The 20,560-nt window shown below is 39.2% G+C and carries 22 protein-coding genes; 7 read left to right on the top strand and 15 right to left on the bottom strand.

The window, feature by feature from the left end:
- Positions 1-3 precede the first annotated feature (3 nt).
- From cysW to PQ478_RS05185, 8 genes are all read right to left on the bottom strand, one after another.
- Positions 4-864 carry a sulfate ABC transporter permease subunit CysW gene (gene cysW, locus PQ478_RS05220; protein WP_289236066.1) on the bottom strand — a complete coding sequence of 287 codons (861 nt, stop codon included), beginning with the start codon at positions 862-864 and terminating at the stop codon, positions 4-6.
- A 13-nt stretch (positions 865-877) separates the two neighbouring features.
- A complete protein-coding gene (gene cysT / locus PQ478_RS05215; protein WP_289236065.1) occupies positions 878-1,720 on the bottom strand; it encodes a sulfate ABC transporter permease subunit CysT in 843 nt (280 codons plus the stop codon).
- A gap of 59 nt (positions 1,721-1,779) precedes the next feature.
- A complete protein-coding gene (locus PQ478_RS05210) occupies positions 1,780-2,856 on the bottom strand; it encodes a sulfate ABC transporter substrate-binding protein (protein WP_289236064.1) in 1,077 nt (358 codons plus the stop codon).
- Between the two features lie 154 nt (positions 2,857-3,010).
- A complete protein-coding gene (locus PQ478_RS05205; RefSeq protein WP_289236063.1) occupies positions 3,011-3,166 on the bottom strand; it encodes a YezD family protein in 156 nt (51 codons plus the stop codon).
- Position 3,167: 1 nt separating this feature from the next.
- Positions 3,168-3,599: an RrF2 family transcriptional regulator gene (locus PQ478_RS05200; protein ID WP_289236062.1), complete on the bottom strand. Its 432-nt coding sequence runs from the start codon at positions 3,597-3,599 to the stop codon at positions 3,168-3,170.
- A gap of 268 nt (positions 3,600-3,867) precedes the next feature.
- Positions 3,868-4,377 (bottom strand): serine--tRNA ligase, encoded by a 510-nt coding sequence (locus tag PQ478_RS05195; RefSeq protein WP_289236061.1) that lies wholly within the window; start codon positions 4,375-4,377, stop codon positions 3,868-3,870.
- Positions 4,378-4,515: 138 nt separating this feature from the next.
- Positions 4,516-5,658: a M20 family metallopeptidase gene (locus PQ478_RS05190; protein ID WP_289236060.1), complete on the bottom strand. Its 1,143-nt coding sequence runs from the start codon at positions 5,656-5,658 to the stop codon at positions 4,516-4,518.
- 189 nt (positions 5,659-5,847) lie between these two features.
- Positions 5,848-7,350: an S-layer homology domain-containing protein gene (locus PQ478_RS05185; RefSeq protein ID WP_289236059.1), complete on the bottom strand. Its 1,503-nt coding sequence runs from the start codon at positions 7,348-7,350 to the stop codon at positions 5,848-5,850.
- A gap of 171 nt (positions 7,351-7,521) precedes the next feature.
- Here PQ478_RS05185 and PQ478_RS05180 point away from each other — a divergent pair, with 171 nt between their 5' ends.
- Complete coding sequence (locus tag PQ478_RS05180; RefSeq protein ID WP_289236058.1) at positions 7,522-8,655, top strand: winged helix-turn-helix domain-containing protein; 1,134 nt, start codon at positions 7,522-7,524, stop codon at positions 8,653-8,655.
- Between the two features lie 53 nt (positions 8,656-8,708).
- Positions 8,709-9,950, top strand: a complete 1,242-nt coding sequence (locus PQ478_RS05175; RefSeq protein ID WP_289236057.1) for an MFS transporter — start codon at positions 8,709-8,711, stop codon at positions 9,948-9,950.
- Between the two features lie 61 nt (positions 9,951-10,011).
- Here the strand turns inward: PQ478_RS05175 and PQ478_RS05170 are convergent, their stop codons facing one another.
- Together PQ478_RS05170 and PQ478_RS05165 are read right to left on the bottom strand one after the other, a co-directional pair.
- Complete coding sequence (locus tag PQ478_RS05170) at positions 10,012-10,371, bottom strand: nuclear transport factor 2 family protein (RefSeq protein ID WP_289236056.1); 360 nt, start codon at positions 10,369-10,371, stop codon at positions 10,012-10,014.
- Positions 10,372-10,502: 131 nt separating this feature from the next.
- Positions 10,503-11,522: an STAS domain-containing protein gene (locus tag PQ478_RS05165; RefSeq protein WP_289236055.1), complete on the bottom strand. Its 1,020-nt coding sequence runs from the start codon at positions 11,520-11,522 to the stop codon at positions 10,503-10,505.
- 142 nt (positions 11,523-11,664) lie between these two features.
- On the opposite strand from PQ478_RS05165, the gene PQ478_RS05160 reads away from it, so the two are divergent.
- Positions 11,665-12,309, top strand: a complete 645-nt coding sequence (locus PQ478_RS05160) for a phosphatase PAP2 family protein (protein ID WP_289236054.1) — start codon at positions 11,665-11,667, stop codon at positions 12,307-12,309.
- A 3-nt stretch (positions 12,310-12,312) separates the two neighbouring features.
- Here PQ478_RS05160 and PQ478_RS05155 read toward each other — a convergent pair whose 3' ends face one another.
- The 3 genes from PQ478_RS05155 to PQ478_RS05145 all read right to left on the bottom strand — a co-directional run bounded on the left by PQ478_RS05155 (position 12,313) and on the right by PQ478_RS05145 (position 14,175).
- Positions 12,313-12,798: a GNAT family N-acetyltransferase gene (locus PQ478_RS05155; RefSeq protein WP_012958000.1), complete on the bottom strand. Its 486-nt coding sequence runs from the start codon at positions 12,796-12,798 to the stop codon at positions 12,313-12,315.
- 98 nt (positions 12,799-12,896) lie between these two features.
- Complete coding sequence (locus PQ478_RS05150; RefSeq protein WP_289236053.1) at positions 12,897-13,463, bottom strand: class F sortase; 567 nt, start codon at positions 13,461-13,463, stop codon at positions 12,897-12,899.
- A 1-nt stretch (position 13,464) separates the two neighbouring features.
- Complete coding sequence (locus PQ478_RS05145; protein WP_289236052.1) at positions 13,465-14,175, bottom strand: DUF4397 domain-containing protein; 711 nt, start codon at positions 14,173-14,175, stop codon at positions 13,465-13,467.
- A 180-nt stretch (positions 14,176-14,355) separates the two neighbouring features.
- Between PQ478_RS05145 and lplA the strand changes: the two genes are divergently transcribed.
- A complete protein-coding gene (gene lplA / locus PQ478_RS05140) occupies positions 14,356-15,345 on the top strand; it encodes a lipoate--protein ligase (protein ID WP_289236937.1) in 990 nt (329 codons plus the stop codon).
- Positions 15,346-15,600: 255 nt separating this feature from the next.
- Here the strand turns inward: lplA and PQ478_RS05135 are convergent, their stop codons facing one another.
- The gene (locus tag PQ478_RS05135) at positions 15,601-16,038 is read right to left on the bottom strand and encodes a MarR family winged helix-turn-helix transcriptional regulator (protein ID WP_289236051.1); all 438 of its coding nucleotides are present in this window, start codon (positions 16,036-16,038) and stop codon (positions 15,601-15,603) included.
- A gap of 155 nt (positions 16,039-16,193) precedes the next feature.
- Here PQ478_RS05135 and PQ478_RS05130 point away from each other — a divergent pair, with 155 nt between their 5' ends.
- Positions 16,194-16,817 carry an NUDIX hydrolase gene (locus tag PQ478_RS05130; protein ID WP_289236050.1) on the top strand — a complete coding sequence of 208 codons (624 nt, stop codon included), beginning with the start codon at positions 16,194-16,196 and terminating at the stop codon, positions 16,815-16,817.
- 25 nt (positions 16,818-16,842) lie between these two features.
- Here the strand turns inward: PQ478_RS05130 and PQ478_RS05125 are convergent, their stop codons facing one another.
- The gene (locus PQ478_RS05125; protein ID WP_289236049.1) at positions 16,843-18,333 is read right to left on the bottom strand and encodes an MDR family MFS transporter; all 1,491 of its coding nucleotides are present in this window, start codon (positions 18,331-18,333) and stop codon (positions 16,843-16,845) included.
- A 235-nt stretch (positions 18,334-18,568) separates the two neighbouring features.
- On the opposite strand from PQ478_RS05125, the gene PQ478_RS05120 reads away from it, so the two are divergent.
- A complete protein-coding gene (locus PQ478_RS05120) occupies positions 18,569-18,844 on the top strand; it encodes a hypothetical protein (RefSeq protein WP_022626711.1) in 276 nt (91 codons plus the stop codon).
- Positions 18,845-20,494, top strand: coding sequence for a sodium:solute symporter family transporter (locus PQ478_RS05115; RefSeq protein ID WP_289236048.1), 1,650 nt, complete (start codon positions 18,845-18,847; stop codon positions 20,492-20,494).
- Positions 20,495-20,560: the final 66 nt, after the last annotated feature.

Here is a 20,560-nt window from a genome sequence, read left to right as displayed (position 1 = left end):
CTCCTACTTACTCATATGACGCCATTCTATGATGTTTTTAATAATCAAAGTGACAATAGCCAATATAGACATCAAGGATGCCACGGCAAATGCAGCGGTAAATTGATATTCGTTATATAGAATTTCAACATGCAGCGGCATGGTATTTGTTAAGCCGCGTATGTGACCTGATACAACAGAAACAGCACCAAACTCTCCAATTGCCCTTGCGTTACAAAGTGTGATCCCGTATAGAAGCCCCCACTTTATAGATGGAAGTGTGACATACCAGAATGTTTTCCATCCGTTCGCTCCAAGTGTTAAAGAAGCTTCTTCTGCAGCTGTACCTTGTGCTTGCATAACTGGTATTAATTCACGAGCAATAAATGGAATGGTAACAAACATCGTAGCCAAAACAATGCCTGGTACAGCAAAGATTATTTGAATATCACGCTCTAAAAACCACGGACCAAATAAGCCATGTACACTAAATAATAAAATAAACACCAGCCCCGCAATGACCGGGGAAACAGCAAATGGAAGATCAATGAGTGTTGTTAAAATGTTTTTCCCTTTAAATTGGAATTTAGAAATAGCCCATGCAGCTGCCACACCAAAAATTGTATTGAGCGGTACAGTAATTAATACAACTAGTAAAGTAAGTCTTATTGCCGAAAGCGCATCTGGCTCTGTAATAGAAGCAAAATATACAGCAGCGCCTTGTTCAAATGCTTTTATAAAAATAGCGACTAACGGCAGCAGTAATACAAGTGTTAAAAACGTTAAGGCTATACCAATTAACCCTATTCTTACCCAAGGTGATTCGGTAACAGCACGATTTGTAGATAGAGAATGATTTGTTGATACTTGAACTTGACCAGCCATAGCTTAATCCCCCTTATGACACTTGGCGGCGATGATTGGTCCACCACTGTAGAATATTAATGAGCAGTAACATGATAAATGAAACAACAAGCATCACAGCAGCAATCGCTGTCGCACCTGCGTAATCGAACTGTTCTAATTTTGTCATGATTAACAGAGGAGTGATTTCCGTCTGCATTGGCATATTTCCAGATATAAATACCACAGACCCATATTCACCTAGTGCTCTAGCAAAGGCTAAGGCAAAACCTGTTAATAATGCAGGAAGTAAAACAGGTGCAATCACTTTGGTAAACGTATGATATCTGTTTGCACCGAGGCTCGCTGATGCTTCTTCTACTTCCTTTTCAAGGCCTTGTAACACTGGCTGCACCATCCGTACAACAAATGGAAGCCCAATAAAGGTTAAGGCAAGCATTACCCCAAGCGGAGTAAAAGCAACTCGTATCCCAAAAATATCGAGGTATTGTCCTACCCACCCGTTTGTTGTGTATAAAGTAGTAAGCGCAATACCAGCCACTGCTGTCGGCAATGCAAATGGAAGATCTACTAATCCATCTATAATACGCTTGCCTGGAAACTGGTATCTTACAAGCACCCAGGCTACAATTAATCCAAAAATGGCGTTGATTATAGCTGCAGCAAACGCTGCCCCAAAACTTAATTTATAGGAAGCTACTACCCTCGGTTCTGTAACAACCTGCCAAAATTCATTCCAGCCCATTGTTGATGTGTTAATAAACACCATTGATAATGGGAGTAGAATAAGCAAGCCTAAATAAAACAGTGTAATCCCCATTGATAACCCAAAGCCTGGGAGAATACTAGGTTGTTTAAAGGTTAATGTCTTCTTCATTTTGGATATTCTCCTTTTTATCTACCTTGTAGGGGGAATCCCCCCTCACAAACGATTCCCTATGGTTGATAGATTTGATCAAATACACCGCCATCACTGAAATGCTTTTCTTGTGCAGAGCTCCAGCCACCAAACACCTCATCAATTGTAAATAAGTTTAACTCAGGGAACGTATCTGAATGGTCAGCAAGGATCTCTTCATTCCGAGGTCGGTAATAATGTTCAGCTGCAAGCTTTTGCCCCTCTACTGTATATAGAAAATCAAGGTAAGCTTCTGCTACTTCTCTCGTTCCTTTTTTATCGACAACATGATCAACTACGGTAACTGGTGGTTCTGCTAAGATACTTACTGATGGAAAGACGATTTCAAATTCATCTTCACCTAATTCATTTAAAGCAAGAAAGGCTTCATTTTCCCATGAAAGAAATACATCTCCAATTCCTCTTTCAACGAATGTGGTGGTTGCACCTCGAGCGCCTGAGTCTAGAACTGGCACGTTTTTATAAAGTTTTGAGACAAACTCTTCTGCCGCTTCTTCACTTCCATATTCTTCAAGCGCATACCCCCAAGCTGCTAAATAATTCCATCTTGCTCCTCCAGACGTTTTGGGATTAGGGGTAATTACCGATACATCTTCTTCGACTAAATCATCCCAATCCTCGATTTCAAGTGGATTGTCTTTCCTAACAAGAAAAACAATCGTTGAAGTATATGGCGTAGAATTATACTCAAGTCTCTCCTGCCAATCAGCAGGAATTAAGTCTCGCGTTTCATGAAGCATATCGATATCATAAGCAAGCGCTAAAGTGACAACGTCTGCATCAAGTCCATCTACTACAGATCGAGCTTGACTGCCGGAGCCCCCATGGGATTGCTGGATAGTAACCTTATCACCTGTTTCCTCCTCCCAATATTCACTGAACTTTTTATTGAAATCTGAGTACAATTCTCGGGTTGGATCATATGAGACATTGAGTAATTCAATTTTCCCTTCCCCACTTTTACTAGAAGTTGAAGCGGCTCCTTCAGTACCTGATGACTCCTCGCTTGAGCCGCATCCAACAAGCCCTGCCACTACTAAAGAAGTAAGTCCCAACCCTTTTAATCCTTTAATGATCGAATGATTCTTTCCCATGTCACTTTCGCCCCTTATGTGTATGATTTAATAGAAACCTGCTGTTATAGCAGATTACTATTTGGATAAAAATAAAAAGCTTCTATAAACAAGGACACTTCAAATAAGTTCCCTATATATAGAAGCCTTCGGTGGTCCGGTTGGCTCTTTCACACTATTTTTTCTTTCGTTGTTGCACAAAGCGAATCTTTTCTGTCGCATCTATCTGAGTGATCTGTCCATCATGTATGGTTATCACTACAGACCCAAACGCAATCTTTTGCAAAGCTTTTGTAATTTCTGTTAGCTTTTCTCCATCTACAGTGCTCATCTTAGATTACCTCCCTGTATGATCCAATGTTCCCTTCTACTAAATCGGCTAATGTTGTTCGATCAAGAACGTCCGCTACTGTGTCCCTGACAAGCCCCCATAAAGGCTTTAACATACAACTACCTTCTAAGGCACATTCCTGATAGGAAGTCACACTTACACAACTCATTGGAGCAAGAGGCCCTTCTAGCTTTCTTATTACTTCACCAATTTTAATGTCTTTAGGGGCTAGCTGCAGCATGAAGCCCCCTCTGGTACCTCGCTTGCTGTTAATATATCCTAAAGTTTTTAATTGGCTTAATAGTTTTTCTAAATATGCTGGCGTTACATGAGTGGCTTTACTAATTTCATCAACTGTCAGCCTTTCTTCCTTCTTAACAGCTAACATAATTAATGCTCTTAAACAATATTCCCCTTTACTTGAAACCTTCAATTCATCACCCCATATCCAATAAACTAGATAAGTTAAGTCGGCTTTAAGAAAAAATAAAAACCGAAAGCCATTTGTATTAGAGTTACAAAGGGCCTTCGGTTTATCCGATCAGCTTTAGTTGTTGTTCTATTATACACTATAATATTCAGATTATTCATATGTGTCAAGTAGGTTTTTAAAATAAAATGTATTTAACTATAAACTATGTAATCAGCTAAGTTTGGTGCATAAAAAAAGTGAAGCATTTCGCTTCACTTTATATTCCTATCTAGATATCATCCTTGCCTACTTCTCCAGGGATGTTATTATTTGTTTTCGACTTCGTGGAATTAGAACTCACTTCATCTTTCGCTTCAGCCACTTTATTTCCAATATCCACTACATCTTCTTTTAGGTCTTGTGCTTGATTCACAATATCCATCGAATCTTCTTTCACATCTTTCACTTGCTCTACGATATCGCCATTCACTCGCTCATATAAATCTTTGGCCTCGTTAATGGCCTCCTTTAATACAGCAGAAGCAGATTGAACTCTTGCTTGGACATCTGTCTTCACTTCTTCTGGATTCTCTCTTACTTTTGTTACCATATCCATTGTCTGATCTTTCATATCGCTTGTAGCGGTCGTCACACGATTTCTCGTCTTAGGATCTAACATTGCGACAGCAGCTCCTACTGCTGCCCCGATTACAATACCTTTCATTAGACTTCCGCTTTTCTCGTCCTTAGTAGATGGTGCTTGTGCATACGTGGTATGACTAATTTTAGCTTGTGCCATTGGTTGAACCTCCTATTAAATTTAAAAATTTTAATGTTAGAATGATTTGTTACTAAAAAAATACCCTCATTTCTTTTCTCTAAACATAAAAAGAGAACCAACCAATAATTGGAAGGTTCTCAACTCACATTATTTAATTTATTTATATACATGAAGTCGTTGGATAATTTTGGCTAATAGTCTTGTGCGCTCAGTAAGAGAAGCAATCTCTAAATACTCATCCTCGCTATGTGCGCCTCCGCCAATTGGTCCTAAGCCGTCAATTGTAGGGATTCCCATCGCAGCCGTAAATGATGCATCTGATCCACCGCCTGTTTTTGTATCCTTTATAGCCATCCCAAGCTCGCGTCCAACTTCTTGTACAATTTGAAACAGCTGAGCAATCTTTTCATTTTTCAACATCGGCGGCCTGCTGATATCACCAGTCACTTCAATTCTTGTGCCCCGCACATCAGTAGAAGCACATACCTCTTCAATCTTATGCTCCATCTCGCTTGCCTGTTCAGGTGTTGCCACACGGACATCAACATGTCCTATTGCAGAGGAAGAAATCGTATTAACCGCATTGCCTCCCTCTATGATTCCAACATTGACTGAGATCCCATGTTCATGATCATTCAGTTCGTGCAGCTTCACTATTTTGTGAGCAAGTTCTTCTATTGCACTTCTGCCCTTTTCCGGTTCTATACCTGAATGAGCAGCAAGCCCTTGAACTTCGATTTTGTATCGGCCGCTGCCACGCCGCTCCGTCACAAGAGATCCATCCTTTCTCGCAGGTTCCATGACAAGAGCATAAGATATACCTCTCGCTTGCTCTTCAATTAAGCCTCTTGAAGACCTGGAGCCAATCTCTTCATCACTATTTAAGACAATTCGAACATTCTGATAGGCAGCATCCCCTTCATCTTTTAACGCTTGTAAGGCATAAAGAACGGACACGAGACTTGCTTTCATGTCAATGACTCCTGGCCCATACGCGCGTCCCTTTTCTTGATCTATACTGAAAGGACGAACCTTAGCCGTACCATCTTCAAATACTGTATCCATATGAGCGACAATTAAGATATCAATGTGACTTGCATCTGGGTGTTGGATCACTAAATGATTGCCAACCTCAATATTAGGAACCACATTGACCTTAAATCCTAACTCCTTAAATTTTTGTCCGACAATCTCCCCGACTTTATCAACACCTGCTTTATTATTCGAACCACTATCAATATTAACAAGTTTCTCAAGTAATTGAAGCATCTCGCTTTCTTTTGAATGAACCTCGATCATGCTAACGTACCTTCTTTCTTCTCCTACACATTTACTTTCCTATTCTAGTATATGCTGTCTATTCCTTATATTTTCGTTGATGTGAGCCCTTTTATCAAGTGGGAAAGTGAAATAATAAGAAATCCATGTACACCTATACAAAAAAACAGGCCACAGCTTAATGGCTTTGACCTGTTTTATCATTCTATATTATTGAGCTCGGAACTCTTCATTTAATGATCGAGCTAAAAATGCTGCAAATTGTCCTCTGTCAATCGTATTTCGAGGAGCATAAGTAGTTGGGGTTACTCCTGACGTGACTCCAGCCTCGTATACATTCGTAATGTTATATTCAAAAATTCCTGATGCATCGGTGAAAGGGTGCGAACCAACAGCTTGTGGAAAATCAAATGCACGATCTAAGATAGCAGCCATTTCTCCTCGTGTTAATGTGCGCTCAGGATAAAAGTTGTCAGCTTTAACAAAAAAACCACTTTCAACAGCACTAGCAATACCGCTGTAAAAATAATGTGTTGTAGAAACATCTTTAAAGCCGGGGTTAGGAGCATTTGTAGAAGTACCTAATGCACGAGTAAGCATTGTCGCGGCTTGAGCGCGAGTTAACGGTGCAGTAGGATCGAACCTACCATGACCAACTCCACCTACAATATTATTATTGGCTAGATAATGTATTTCATCATAAGCATAATGAGTGACAGGTACATCACTAAACGTCACTGGCTCTTCCGGCTCAACAGGTGGAGCCGGCTCCACGCTTTCACCACTTAATGGATTAAGATTACCAGAAGTGATAAATCCTTCTGTTCCATCTGTTCTTTTGACGGGGTACCATACGAATTGGTTTGATAGAGAAACCTGATCATATGTAAAAGCACCTGTAATCGTTAATACTTCACCTGCTGGGAGAGTAGTAATCAAATTGTTTTGTGTGGACGGACTTGTTCTAAAATTGGCACGAGTATTCGTTTCTACTTTTTCTCCGATATCAAATAAGTACTTTGTTTTCGTTAAATTATCGAATGTAAAATGATGTACAGGAAACTCGATGTTGGCGTCACTAGTCGGATCATAGTTGAAATCTGATGGCTCAAAACTTAGTTGTTTAGTTGTTGTGCCTTGTTCAGAACGATTTATTAAAGAATATACTAATTCTTGATAAGCGGACTCGTTACGTTCACCGCTCGCCTGTCTGACTGGACTGTTCTGAGGCTTGATGCCGTTATAAGCCATTACTGCAAAATACCAGCTTTCAATTACATCGCGGTCGTTATCATTAATAACCGGAAGATTTCCGCGTGTGAACATTTCATCTAATACTTTTACACCCACTTCAATATTATAAAGGACATCCGTTTCCAAACGCTCTTGATCAAAATTTGCTTGGTTGGTTAATTGCATCATTCCTATTCCATTATCTGATGAGATATTTGGTGTACCGTCAGAATTGAATTGCACCCAGCTGCTTTCTCTTTCTGCTATCGCTTTTACAACTTCTGGCGGGATATTATAATCTAACGCCATTTCTGTTAGCAGGCAATTAGTCGTTTGAAAGGCAGGATTCACCCCAACAACTGCTTCATATTGACAACGTTCCGCCACCGTTTCAGCAGCTAATACTGAAGTTGGCAGATTCATAGAAAGTAGACCAATAAACCCAAATGTAAACAGGCCATTTTTCACTAACTTCTTCAAAAGATAACCTCCAATATGGTAGAAAATAGTTTAATAGATAGATATTACTAGTCTAACATAAAGGGGGACTAACGATCCAGGTTATAATCTTTATTGTCTCTTTAATTTTTCTATTTATTTCCTTATGCACTTCGATTACGATAAAAGAAGACTTACTTCCGAGGTGAGGATATGGACACCCTTTCGTTTCAGCTTTCTACCTATAGTATTGAATTTGCTAATCAACAATTGACTTTGCTTCCAAAAGAGTTTGATTTATTACATTTCTTGTATCGTCACCCGAACCAAGTCTTCAGCCGCGACAAGCTATTAGATGCGGTTTGGGGGGAGGGCACCCCAACAGACCGGACGGTGGATGATCATATTTACAGGGTAAGAAAAAAGCTTGGCACTCTTAAATCCGGGATTAAGATAAATACCTTCAGAGGACAAGGATATTGTTTAATTAAGGGCTCCTCTAATGAAAAAACGCTAAAAATAGAAGATCCTCAATTTGAAGAGATAAGCGAATCTTTATTATATACCTACCATTTGTACGGTAACGGTCAGGCTATCAAGTCATTATTAAATAATCCAGCATTCGGTATTGAGCCTCCTTCAAGCCTACGAATGCCGTTAGCGTTTATGGCTGGAGATTATCGCTCAATCATCTATGATTCATCCATTTCATTTAAAGAGAAATCTTTATTTTTATTATGGGTCAATCTCTTACTAGAAGGGGCAAAGCCTGCTTGTGAATACTTTAATCAAGTGTACACAAAGCAGCTTTTCACCCCTTTGCAGCAGCCTGAATTTGATACATTAAGCAGAATTCTATTTCTCTTACTTAGCCGGAATTTTGATAAAGCGCTTGAGGCAATAGTTTTTACAGAAGGAAAAATAACTTCGTCAAATGATGGCTTCTATCCATTTTTTAGAATAACAAAACTAATGTACGCGATATGCATGTCTGATCAAAGGGAAATAGACGAGGAAAAGGCATTGTTAAAAGTTTTCTTTACAGAAAAACCTTACCTTCGTGAAAAAGGGATCTTTCTCATTGTCACAGGCATTAAAGAATTAATTGAAACAAAAAAGAGATCTGGTCTAGCTTTGATTGAGGAAGGAATTGAAATTGTAGAACATTCTCAATTCAATTCACATATGGGCTTAGCCATTGCCATTATGAGATTTTTCCTTGAGAAGGAATGTACAGATGAAGCGCTTCAGCTTCTTGTAACAAACACTTCCACAGCATTTTTTGAACCACATCAAATAGAAAAACTTAAAAAAGAAATAAAATCTATATTTCATCGTCACCTCTGATATTCCTCTGACATACCTCCTCTATGATGAAACCATAAGGGAGGTATCTTACCATGTCTTTACAACCACTATTTAAAAATAGATTATTTATGAAAGTGTTCGCGTCTTATAGTATCTCAATGTTTGGCATTTACTTTGACCGTGTCGCCATCTTCTTATTGTTTGCTTATGTGTGGCAAGAGCGCCCAATCATGCTAGCATTTATTGCTGTCGCAATCGCCCTTCCTCAAGTGATTATTAGTCCTTTTGCCGGAGTATTTATAGAACATCGAAATAAGGTAAAAGTGATGCTTGCAGCAGATATCCTGACCGCTCTTTTTACCTTCTCACTATTATTTATCACAAATACATGGCTCTTTTTAACTGTTTTAATGCTACGTTCTACGATCGCAACCGTTCATTTCCCTGCTGAACAAGCCATCATCAAACATATTGTTCCAGAGGCCCTTGTGCTTCGTGCAGTAAGTTTAAACGGGATATCCGCCCAGGCTGCAAGAATTATAGGTCCGGTTATTGGAGCTACGCTTGCAGCTATCTACTCACCTCTTCTATGTCTGTTCATAAACGGGGTTTCACTGCTTTTTTCGAGTCTCATATTACTGAGTGCTGCTAAAGAAAAAACTGATTTCTCACATCCTCCAATAAGAGAGAAACAGCCATTTTGGGAGGACTTACAGGAAGGTTTGAGGATTATCCTACAAACAAACACTCTCTTAATCTGTTTTGGGTATTCTTTTTTAGGCTTTTTCGCTCTACAAATGGTTGATGTGCAATTCCCTGTTTTATTTAGATTGATCGCCCCAGAACATCCTGAGTTAATGGGCTGGATTATGTCATTTGTCGGTATCGGATCTATTTTTATTTATGGACTGATGTCTAAACAAAGAAAAATGCTTTACCCCGCTAAGTTACTAATGACAAGTTTTGCCTGTTTAGCGATTGTGTTTATTAGTGCGAGCTTTTTAACAAGCGGCTTTCCACTGTCAGTGCCTTTACTCATGTCTATTATTTTAGGAATCGGCGTTGGACTGCAAATGTTTGTCGCCCAAACTGTTATTCAAAAAGAAACAACGGGTGACACTATTGCACGTATTTCAAGCCTTTATCATGCGATTATCAATATAAGCATTCTAGTGGCGCCGTTGATAGGAGCAATTCTTGTTGAATTGTTTTCTATCTACACTGTATTAAAAGGGTCTGGAATCTTACTCTTATTAATTGGAAGCGCCCTGCTTCTTACTCACAAAAGAGAGAACCAGGAGCGTGTTGAAGTAACGAGACATCCTTCGATCTAAGAAAAAAATGCATCTCCTTGATCAGATAAGGAGATGCATTTTTTCCTAACATAGGATTTGATTATGACTTTGTATAAGTTCCTTGATGAAAGGACATTTTCCAGTTACCATTCTCTTTTTTCCATATAGAACTTCGTATTGTGTTACTTACCCTGTGCTCATCAAATACCCTATAAGTAGCAAGAATCACTTCGGGTGCCAGCTCCCTGATCTCAAAATCATAAATCTTCATGCTGACTACACCGACTCCTCCTTCTCCTAAGCAGTCATCTCTAACCCATACTTGTCCGGAGCTTGCAAATTCCAAAAAATCATCAGCTAAGAGTTCTTCTAATTGTTCAGGCGACGTTCTTGTGTGCGATTGAAGCAGCTTTTCTTCTAAAAGAAGAATAGTTTGTTTTAATGTTTGGATACTATTCATCTCACACCTCCGTCTATTTTATTACTTATCTTATTCGCCATTAAGGCCATGATTCCCTTGCAGGATAAGGAAATTCTCTTTATAGAAAAAGCATTTAATTTTCAATTAGAAAATTAAATGCTTCTCTTCGTTTATATTGAAATAATTTTCCGGCCTTTTTCAGCGAGCGCGTAGTAAATACCATGTTCTAATGTCTGAAAACAATCATAGTTAGATAAGTCGATATCTTCCTTTGTAATCGCAAGGCTTAATTCAGCTTTAATTCCTACTAGGATCGTTTTAGCTCCTATTAATGAAGTAGCTGATACAAGTTTCTCAATTAAATCAGCTGAGACAGAGGCAATATCTGAATCGAGTCCCGTGAAATCGAGAATTAAGAAGGTTGCTTTATGCTTAGGAAGATTGTGCAGCGTTTTCTCGATTAGTTCATCTGTACGCTCTTTATCATACATACCAAGCAGTGGTACGACTACTACCCCATCCATCACCGGAATCATCGGGGAAGATAACGTTCTGATAAGAGCCTTCAGTTCTTGTGTTTTATCTTCAACCATGGCCTCAAGCTGCATAATTTCTTGTTGTTCACGGCTTCGAATCAATTTATGTATATTTTCTGTAACGGTTATTTCAGAGGGGAAATACTCAACTACGGTTTCCTCTTTGCCCTCGACTTGGCTTTGAAGGATTCTATACCAAATATTTGTACCAAATAACCCAGTGAAGATCCCAGCATAATGAGCTGGAAGAAATCTGCCGCCTTTGATTTTTCCTTGGGCAATATTTATTTTGTATTCCCAATCATCTCTTAAACGAAGAATGACCCTTTTTTGATCTGTATCAAATAGATCAATTACTGCTTTTCCCCAGCCTGCAGAAGCATATGTACGCGTAAGAGTTTCAGCAAACTCTTTTTCGCTAACATGCAGCCTCTCAAAATAATCACCAACTACAGTCCCTTGCCTGTATCCAGTCGTTTCTAACACAACACTTGTGGCTTCTTCTCCTGACACCTCTTCAATCGTATCAAAAAACGTTTTCATTGCAGAAGAGATCCAAAAAAGTACAGCATCTTCCCCTTCAAAGAGAAATTGGCCCTTTTCTACATCCCACCCAAATTCTAAGCCGCTCACATTTACTTTTGGTGCTTCCATTTTTGTAACGTCCTCCTTCTCTTAAATTAAATTTCCAACCTTTTAACTTTATTATACATCACCTGAGAATAGACACTAGTCACATGTTGTGTAAAATGGTAGAATTCTAATTTATGAGTAATATATATAGCAGGAGGAAGCAATGAAAATAAATGTAATTTATATTCTTACGATTTCTGTTTTTCTTAGTATGGTGTTTTTTATTGATTCTAATGAATTTGATAAGCTGCTGCTTGATTGGATGAATCAGCTTATTCCTTCATCATTACAAGAGCCTATGTCTTTTCTAACTAAACTTGGTTCTGGAGAAGTAATGATTATACTTACCCTTGTCTTAATGGGGTTTTTATATTTTAAAAGAGAAAAACTTTATGCCCTCATGCTCGGAGTTATTGTTTTTGGCGGACTCTTTTTGAACCTAGGATTAAAGTTATTATTTCAGCGGGAGCGGCCTGGTGAGATTCGTTATTTAGAAGTGTTTGGGCAGTCTTTTGAGCTAGCTTCCTACAGCTTCCCAAGCGGCCATACGATGAGAACCTTTTTACTATTTGCTTTTATCATATATATTAGTTACCTCTTTATCACAAAACGTGCGATCCGTTTGATGAGTTATGCCATTGCTGTTTTCTGCATATCTGTTGTCGCATTGAGCAGAATGATCTTAGAAGCCCATTATCCGAGTGATATTATCGCGGCTATCAGCATTTCTATCCTATGGTTTATAATTTGTATACGAGTTGTTCCAGGCCTTGTCCGGAAATATACAAGAACCCAAGCTCCAAGTTAGAGCTTAGGTTCTTTTTTCGTCGAGTGATTTTGTGAAAATAATTCGGTCTTTACCAGGCCCATCATAATTTTCATAAATAGAAATACCATTTACTACCTTGGTGCCTGGTTTAATGGTAAATCCCATCCGTTTATGAAAAGCAATGGATCCTTTATTTACTGGTGAAGTAACGCAAAGTACGTTATCGCACCCAAGCTCTTTTATTTTTTCAAAGAAAGCCTCATACAGTATGCGTGCATGACCTTCTTTCCTCGCTTTCGGGTGAATCCCTACAAAATGGATATATCCTATATTAGGGTCAGTCTGGGAAGGAAATCCCACTAAAAACCCTATAATCTTATGTTTCTCTTCAATGACAAAGCTCGTTTCTTGAAAATGAATAAAGAATAAGCGTTGCAGCATATCACTCATCATACGGCCGCCCCACCATTCATCAATGACTGAAATGACCCGATCATAATCAGCTTCTGCTAAATGTCTTATGTTCATTTCATCCTCTCCAATCACGTTACTTACCATTTATTATACGCTTTGCATGGTTATCCAACTACCGGTGAGAACGTTTAAATCCAAATAAACCGAGCCTTTTATAAAGGAGGCTCGGTTATAGGTTGGTAGGGATAAGACTTTCCTTTTAATGCAGCTGTTACAACAGTACGATGAGAGTGAGTTTTTTCTTTTTTACTATAATAACCTGAACATGTGACAAGGTTGAGCTTTGATTTCCCACTACCATGAAAAATTGATTTCACAGGTGCTTCTGCTCTCTTATATGTCTCTACATCTTCCACTCGATATGTCAGTATATAATCATTCTCAGTGACAATATAAATATAGTCCCCTGTTTTTAACTCATGAAGGTGATAAAACACCGCTGGACCTACATAATCATCGAAATGACCTGCTAACACAGCATTTCCTGGTCCTCCTGGATTCACCCCGTCCTCATACCAGAATACTTTTTCTCCATCAGGCGGAATCTGCTCATAATTCCTTAAACCGAATGGCGCAATTTCAGCTTGAATATCCAATGCAGGAATTTTGATAACCTCTGGTTTAGATCCTGTTAAACTTTCTGCAGCATTTGATTGGGACGGCTGACATCCTAGCATGATAAGAATAAAAACTGAAAAAGATGTGAGCCAAATTTTCATCTTAGCGAATGTCTGATGCTCCGCCTAGTCCTGTCTTCGGCATGTCTTCTGGAGTTGGCATAGCATCTGTTAATAAAATCACATCAAATTCAGGCTCAGCATTTAAAAGCCCGGTTGCTACAGCTGTATAGATCATTCCTTCTTTCAACTCAAGATTAGTTAGTTCTTCAACGACATCAGCCGTCCCAGCTGCACGAATTTCAAGGTTATATTCTCCTGCCGGCAGCTCTAAATAGTCTGTCACTGCGGAAAAAGCTGCATTTGGGAATAAAATATCTCCTGTATCTGTTGCGATATCAACAGCTGGAGCATCAGGTGAAAAATGAGCCACACGGATCTTCGTATTGCCTTCTGATACTTCTTGCTCATCTAGCATCGTTGTTAAGCGAATAGACTCTAACTGACCGATTGCTGACACAGTATATGCTTCTCCTCCGCTTACAGCTAATTGTTCGCTAATGATTGCAGAAGTTGTATCACCTGCAGCATAGATCTCTACTTTATGAGAACCAGCAGGCAGCTGCAAGTAGTCACTAGCATCTTTAAATTCTATATTTTCTACTACAAGCTCCTCATTTACAAAAACATCTACTCCTGGAGCATCAGGTGTTGCATGGAGTACTCGAACCATTGCCATTTCCTCAGCAAAACCGGTTCCTGTTAAGGTTAGGAATAGCATAAAAAGCAATACTAAACTAAGTAATTTTTTCATCTAACTCATCTCCTTTTTTATAGGTGCATGCATATCTTTCCAATCGACAATCCTTACTATTCATAAAAGAAGAGTCTAAACGTATGAAAAAAGTGGTAAGGAACACTCCCATTAGACGGCTACTAAAACAATCACTATACTGAAGATGGAACATATCAAGAAAGGACGTAATGCAAAATGATGAAATTTATAGATAATAACAATATTACTAACCCGAGAATCAATTTAGCGATTGAAGAATATGCTTTAAAGAATTTAGATCCAGAACACTCCTATCTTTTGTTTTATGTAAATGAGCCTTCAATCATCATTGGTAAAAACCAAAATACGATAGAAGAAATCAATCTTGACTACGTAAAGGAAAAGGACATCCATGTGGTTCGCAGACTTTCTGGCGGAGGGGCTGTTTATCATGATTTAGGAAATCTAAACTTCAGCTTTATCACTAAAGATGACGGTGAATCTTTTCACAATTTTAAAAAGTTCACAGAGCCTGTTGTTTCTGCTTTAAAGAAGCTTGGAGTGGAGGCAGAACTTAGCGGCCGCAACGATATACATGTGGGTGAGCGTAAAATATCTGGAAATGCTCAATTTTCTACTAAAGGAAGAATGTTCAGCCACGGTACATTAATGCTTCACTCAGAAATTGAACATGTCGTTTCAGCGCTTAATGTAAAAGATGAAAAGATCCGTTCAAAAGGGATTAAATCAATACGCAGCAGGGTAGCAAACATTAATGAATTTCTAGATCAGCCATTAACAGTTGATCAGTTCAAAAAAGTATTATTACAGTATATCTTTGAAGCTGACGACGAAATCCCTGAGTATCATTTAACAGAAACAGATTGGGAAGAAATTAATCGCATTTCAGAATCTAGGTATAAAAATTGGGACTGGAATTACGGGAAATCTCCGGCCTTCGACTTAAAACGAACGAAGCGGTTTCCGATTGGCTCAATAGATGTTCGCTTGAATGTGCGTAAAGGTCGAATTGAAGCATGCAAAATATACGGAGATTTCTTTGGTGTGGGCGATGTAAGCGAGCTTGAATCTAAACTAATAGGCGTCAAGTATGACGGGGATGCATTGCGTGAAGCATTAAACGGTGTAGATATTAAACCTTACTTTGGCAGCCTTGATAAAGAAGAATTTATTGCTTTTATTTACTAAGATTCATATTCCCTAGGAAATGAAGTCTGATTTAATTTAATCAAAAAAAGGGCGGTTCACATCAAGTGAACCGCTAACAATGGGGAGAGTAGAGAGAACATGTTGGAAGCTAGGTCAATGACCTTTCCTGAATTCATCTTACCTCACATTTCATTAAAATACAGAGTTCTTGTCATATCATCTAACAGATTTTTTAGCATTATTTCGCTCTAAATAATTGATTCTTTGATTCATCAATATCTGAGAATCGACCCCTTAACTTGAAGCATGTAATCCTAACTTTTTCAGCAATTGAATCGCTTCTTCTGTTTCATCTGTATTTAAACCAGATAAGATATGTGCAATTCGTTCCTTATGCACATGAAAACGTTCATCCATCCATTGCTTCCCTTCATCTGTTAATGTCGCATACGTAATACGGCGATCTTTCGGACATGGACGCCTTAGTAACAGTTGTTTTTTTTCGAGTTTATCTACTACATAAGTGATACTTCCACTTGAAATAAGTATCTTTTCACCAATCTTTTGAAGCGGCTGATCGCCTTTATGGTAAAGCAATTCTATTACGGCAAACTCAGTTGGATTCAAACCGTAACTTCGAATATCCTTTTCAACCTCTGTCATCACAGCACTATGAGCTCGAGATAAGACCACAAATAACTTCAACGAAAGATCATCATTTGCTTTAGTCATAGTTAATCCCCTTTATCTTAATTTTAAGATATGTACTAAGTGTACAAGACCCCCCTCTTCTTTGCAACAATCAATCGTAGATGCTCATATGCTATACTATAGTTAAAAAAGCGTATAGGATAACCATAATTATGTGTGTGAAAGGAAGGATCTCTTTGCCGGATATCTCAACTATTATTTCAACGATTAAAGACCGCCAACCAGGTGTACTTGGACAACAGACTGCTAAACATTCCGCTATTCTTCTGCCTCTTGTTGAAGTAGATGGAGAACTTTCTGTATTATTTGAAGTTCGATCCGAGCATTTAAGGAGTCAACCTGGTGAGATTTGCTTTCCTGGCGGCCGAATTGATCAAAGTGATAACAGCGCTGAAGCTGCTGCGATTAGAGAGCTAAGCGAGGAATTAGGAATTCCAGAAAATCAGGTGGAATTAATTGCTCCACTAGATTATTTAGTTACCCCTTTCCGAGGAGTCATCTACCCCTTTGTAGGTAAAATTAACGATATAACTCAATTGAACCCTAACAAGGATGAGGTGGCTTCTACATTTACAGCACCGCTTAGTTACTTGTATGAGACAAAGCCAAAAATGTATGAAATGGGGATCACGTTTGAACCTGCAGATAATTTCCCCTTTCACCTCATTCCAAACAAGAGAACTTATAACGGCCGTACCCAATCGGTCCAGGAACTATTTTATTTTTATGATGCGTACGTAATTTGGGGACTAACCGCCAGAGTCCTTAATCACTTCTTAACCTTAACAAAGCCAACATGACAGATCATGTTGGCTTCCTACTTGTTTATGAATCTTTCGGCAACCGTAATATAAAGAAGAAACTAGTCACAGCTAATATAAAAATGGTCGTAAAAACAATCCCTAGACTGTTTGTTAAGCCTATCTGCAGTGCCTCTAGCTCTACTGAACGTAATTCTTCCCTCTGACCTGCCTCGAGCAAGTGATTGACAGCATCAATGGTCGGCTCAAATGATAGATACTCTTGACTGTTTTTAAGCTCGTTTTCAAGACGTCTATTCAAAAGACCTCCTAAAAAAGCAACTCCTACAGCTCCTCCAAGAAGCCTCATAAACATATTCATAGATGTCGCTTCTCCTCGGACATTCCAGTCAACTGATGATTGAATCGACACTATAAAAGTCGTTGTAGAAAAACCCATTCCAACTCCAATAACAAAGGAACCTGCTCCAGCCCATAGCGGATGGTTAATAACAGGCAGCAGCATATAGAATAACCCGCCTGTTACTAATGCACATCCACCAATCAAAGCTGTCGTACGGAAGCCTTTTTTGAGCATCATTTTTCCAGCAATAGTAGATGAGATCGGCCACCCAATCGATATCGCTGTCAACGCAAGTCCAGCAATAATTGGAGGCTGATTCATGACACCTTGCACATAGGTAGGTAAAAAGGTTGAAACAGCCAGCAAGATCGCTCCTGCAGAAAAAGAGGCAATATTTGCGTTGCGAATGTGCTGATTCTCCCATAAAGACAACGTCATCATTGGATTAGCCTCTCTGCGTTCCACTTTGATGAACAAGACAAGACAAATAAATGAGCAAGCAAGTAAGCTCATTACCAGAGGTGAAGTGAATCCCCACACATTTCCTTGTATTAAGACGAGCATAAAAGGTGTAATGGCCAAAAGTAAAAGAAGTGCTCCCTTATAATCAATGGATTGCCTATTCTTTTTCATCGATTCAGCGGACTTAATATCCTCATGTAAGAAAAGAGTTACCCCAATTAATGCAATGATTCCAAAAGGGATGTTGACCCAAAAAATCCAAGCCCAATGTAGATATTCAATAAATACAGCACCGAGTACAGGACCCATAATCGCAGATATCCCCCATACACTCGCTAAGTACCCTTGGATATTCGCACGTTCTTCTTTCGTGTACATATCGCCCACAATCGTTGTAGCTATTGGCTGCACAGCCCCTGCGCCCAGCCCTTGAATAAACCTGCTGATAATTAACATTTCCATCGTTGCAGAAAAGCCGCATAGGATCGATCCGATTAAAAATATAGATATCCCAATAGCAAAAATAATTTTCCGTCCATACATATCAGAAAGTTTTCCATATACAGGGATCATTACTACCTGCATTAATAGGTAGGATGAAAAGACCCAGCTGAATAATGAAAAACCTCCTAGATCAGCAACAATTTGAGGCATCGCTGTAGCAACAATTGTCGCTTCCACAGCCGCCATAAACATGGCCAAAATAACTGCTGTTAACACAATTGGACGCTTTGTTTTACGCTTACTCACATAAATTTACCCCTTTTATTTATCCTGTTTTAATTTTCTCAATATTTTGTCTTTACATTCAGTCAAACATGATGTAATTTTAGTATAGATTGACAAGGAAGTGAATATTTAATTAGTGGCCAGGGGGTGACGTACATATAATTTGAACAAATGCTCAGCTGTCAATTTAACTGAGCGAGCGTTCAGTCTTATTTCGATTGAAAGCGTTATCAATTATACGAAAAGAGGTGTCAGTATGAGTGCTTACAAAAAAGAAGTTTGGTTTACGATTATCATGTCAGCCCTTTTTCTAGTGTCTGGTCATATGGGTTTAATCTTCTCTCTTTTCCCTGTTGATGGAATGTTATTTGGGTTTCCGATTATGTACATCGTTCCCATACTGGTCGGTTGGTTTGGCGTACTCATTCTAACGATCATCGCTGGTAAAATGGGAAATCACATTGACCAAGCAATTGAAGATGAAAATGCTCAAAATCAATCTGCTCAATCATCTGAGAAGGGAGCTAGCTAAATGGAAGATCAACTATGGCAATTATCGAATCCCGTTATTGGTATTATTTTTGTAGTCGCTACATTCGCTTTATTCTACATCGTAGGCTGGGTTTCAAACCGTGCGAGTAAATCTGTAGAAGATTTATATGCCGCTGGCGGCGGTGTTGGTCCAATTACAAATGGACTAGCGATGGCTTCGACCTACATGAGTCTTGCTACATTCCTTGGTGTTACTGGTCTTATCTTAAATTTGCAAGCCCCATTTATCTTACTGTGGATTCAAATGATTTTAGCTATTCCTTTAATTACAATTATCTATGGTACGAGTCTACGTCGTATGGGCGCATTCTCACCAACTCACTTCGTACGGGAGCGTTACGGGGTTAGTGCATCTATTATTGCGGCTCTATTTATGATTTTAGTATCTATCATGTATGCACTTGGTCAAATGATCGGTATCGCCGTAACATTTGAAACGCTGCTTGGTATCCCGTATATGACAGGCCTTATTATCGGCGGTCTATTAATTGTTGGGTATGTAACAATTGGCGGTATGTCTGGTGCGACAAATAACGCAGCGATCCAAATGGTCATCATTGCGTTAATGTTTATCGTTCCTCTTGGAGCGATCATGAAAGTAATGGGCGGAACTGGCTGGTATTTCCCTCCGCTTCTATATGCGGATATGGTACCTGCTATGCTTGAGGCTATGCCTACATTCTTTGATTATCAGTATTCTTCTAAATGGTACTTTGCTTTGATTCCGGCATTTACAATTGGAGCTCTTGGGCTTCCTCACTTAGCAATGCGTATTTATACGGCATCAAGTCTTAAAAGTGCTCGTCAAGCGATGGTATGGTTTGCGCTTGTACTAGGTCTTGTTTTCTCTGCAACTTATGCAATGGGATTTGCAGGTGTATTCTTTACACAAACAGAAGGTGTTGCAATCTCTCAAGCTGATGCAGATAAATTAACCATTATCTTAAACTTAGTGTACAACCCAGAGTGGGTAACTGCTCTAGTTATTGCTGGTGCAATCAGCGCCGGTCTATCAACTTTAAGTGGAAACCTCCTTGCAATTGGTGCTCTTATTTCACAAGATATCGTAACGACGCTAAAGCCAAATTTAACAAACAGTATGAAAGTAAAGCTTGGTTACTTCTCGATTGCTGGGGGCGGGGTTGCAAGTGTCCTGCTTGCTATTAATCCTCCTGACTTTCTAGTAGTAAGTATTTTATGGGCTTTCGGTTTAGCCGGTGTAACAAATGCTCCGTTAATTTTGATGGGTGTATGGTGGAAGGAAGCAAACCGCTTTGGCGCCATAGCTGCATCAGTAGTAGCAGGTGGTCTATACGTTGTTGTTTCACCTTTCGTCTTCCCATCTATTGTAATCAGTGGTCATGGATTAACAGATGGTATGGGGATTTCTGGTGCTATGCTGGCCGTACCATTAAGCTTCTTGATTCTTATTGTTGTTTCATACATTACAAACCGCATGCCTTCACTGCAATCAAAACTTTCTACAGCTGAAGATCATAAGCTGGTAGAGCGCATCCATGGCTGGACAGACGTTAACCCAGCACGCTACAACAGCCGTTTTGGTGCTGCCATTATCAGCATCATCTGTATCGGAGTAGCAGTTTGGGCCATCATGCCTTGGAATCTATAAGAATCACTTGACATTTCAAGTGAATAGTAGCAGTGTACATAGTGTACACTGCTGCTTATATATACA

Source organism: Alkalihalophilus pseudofirmus, assembly GCF_029094545.1.
In the GTDB taxonomy this organism is placed as follows: domain Bacteria; phylum Bacillota; class Bacilli; order Bacillales; family Bacillaceae_D; genus Alkalihalophilus; species Alkalihalophilus pseudofirmus.
The sequence above is the reverse complement of the archived record's forward strand: the minus strand, read 5'-3'. Positions and strand labels throughout refer to the sequence as shown.

Bases quoted from the DNA above. Each gene is read 5' to 3' on its own strand.
- cysW (WP_289236066.1), bottom strand. From the start codon at position 864: ATGGCTGGTCAAGTTCAAGTATCAACAAATCATTCTCTATCTACAAAT.
- cysT (WP_289236065.1), bottom strand. From the start codon at position 1,720: ATGAAGAAGACATTAACCTTTAAACAACCTAGTATTCTCCCAGGCTTT.
- PQ478_RS05210 (WP_289236064.1), bottom strand. From the start codon at position 2,856: ATGGGAAAGAATCATTCGATCATTAAAGGATTAAAAGGGTTGGGACTT.
- PQ478_RS05205 (WP_289236063.1), bottom strand. From the start codon at position 3,166: ATGAGCACTGTAGATGGAGAAAAGCTAACAGAAATTACAAAAGCTTTG.
- PQ478_RS05195 (WP_289236061.1), bottom strand. From the start codon at position 4,377: ATGGCACAAGCTAAAATTAGTCATACCACGTATGCACAAGCACCATCT.
- PQ478_RS05190 (WP_289236060.1), bottom strand. From the start codon at position 5,658: ATGATCGAGGTTCATTCAAAAGAAAGCGAGATGCTTCAATTACTTGAG.
- PQ478_RS05180 (WP_289236058.1), top strand. From the start codon at position 7,522: ATGGACACCCTTTCGTTTCAGCTTTCTACCTATAGTATTGAATTTGCT.
- PQ478_RS05175 (WP_289236057.1), top strand. From the start codon at position 8,709: ATGTCTTTACAACCACTATTTAAAAATAGATTATTTATGAAAGTGTTC.
- PQ478_RS05170 (WP_289236056.1), bottom strand. From the start codon at position 10,371: ATGAATAGTATCCAAACATTAAAACAAACTATTCTTCTTTTAGAAGAA.
- PQ478_RS05165 (WP_289236055.1), bottom strand. From the start codon at position 11,522: ATGGAAGCACCAAAAGTAAATGTGAGCGGCTTAGAATTTGGGTGGGAT.
- PQ478_RS05160 (WP_289236054.1), top strand. From the start codon at position 11,665: ATGAAAATAAATGTAATTTATATTCTTACGATTTCTGTTTTTCTTAGT.
- PQ478_RS05155 (WP_012958000.1), bottom strand. From the start codon at position 12,798: ATGAACATAAGACATTTAGCAGAAGCTGATTATGATCGGGTCATTTCA.
- PQ478_RS05150 (WP_289236053.1), bottom strand. From the start codon at position 13,463: ATGAAAATTTGGCTCACATCTTTTTCAGTTTTTATTCTTATCATGCTA.
- PQ478_RS05145 (WP_289236052.1), bottom strand. From the start codon at position 14,175: ATGAAAAAATTACTTAGTTTAGTATTGCTTTTTATGCTATTCCTAACC.
- lplA (WP_289236937.1), top strand. From the start codon at position 14,356: ATGAAATTTATAGATAATAACAATATTACTAACCCGAGAATCAATTTA.
- PQ478_RS05135 (WP_289236051.1), bottom strand. From the start codon at position 16,038: ATGACTAAAGCAAATGATGATCTTTCGTTGAAGTTATTTGTGGTCTTA.
- PQ478_RS05120 (WP_022626711.1), top strand. From the start codon at position 18,569: ATGAGTGCTTACAAAAAAGAAGTTTGGTTTACGATTATCATGTCAGCC.
- PQ478_RS05115 (WP_289236048.1), top strand. From the start codon at position 18,845: ATGGAAGATCAACTATGGCAATTATCGAATCCCGTTATTGGTATTATT.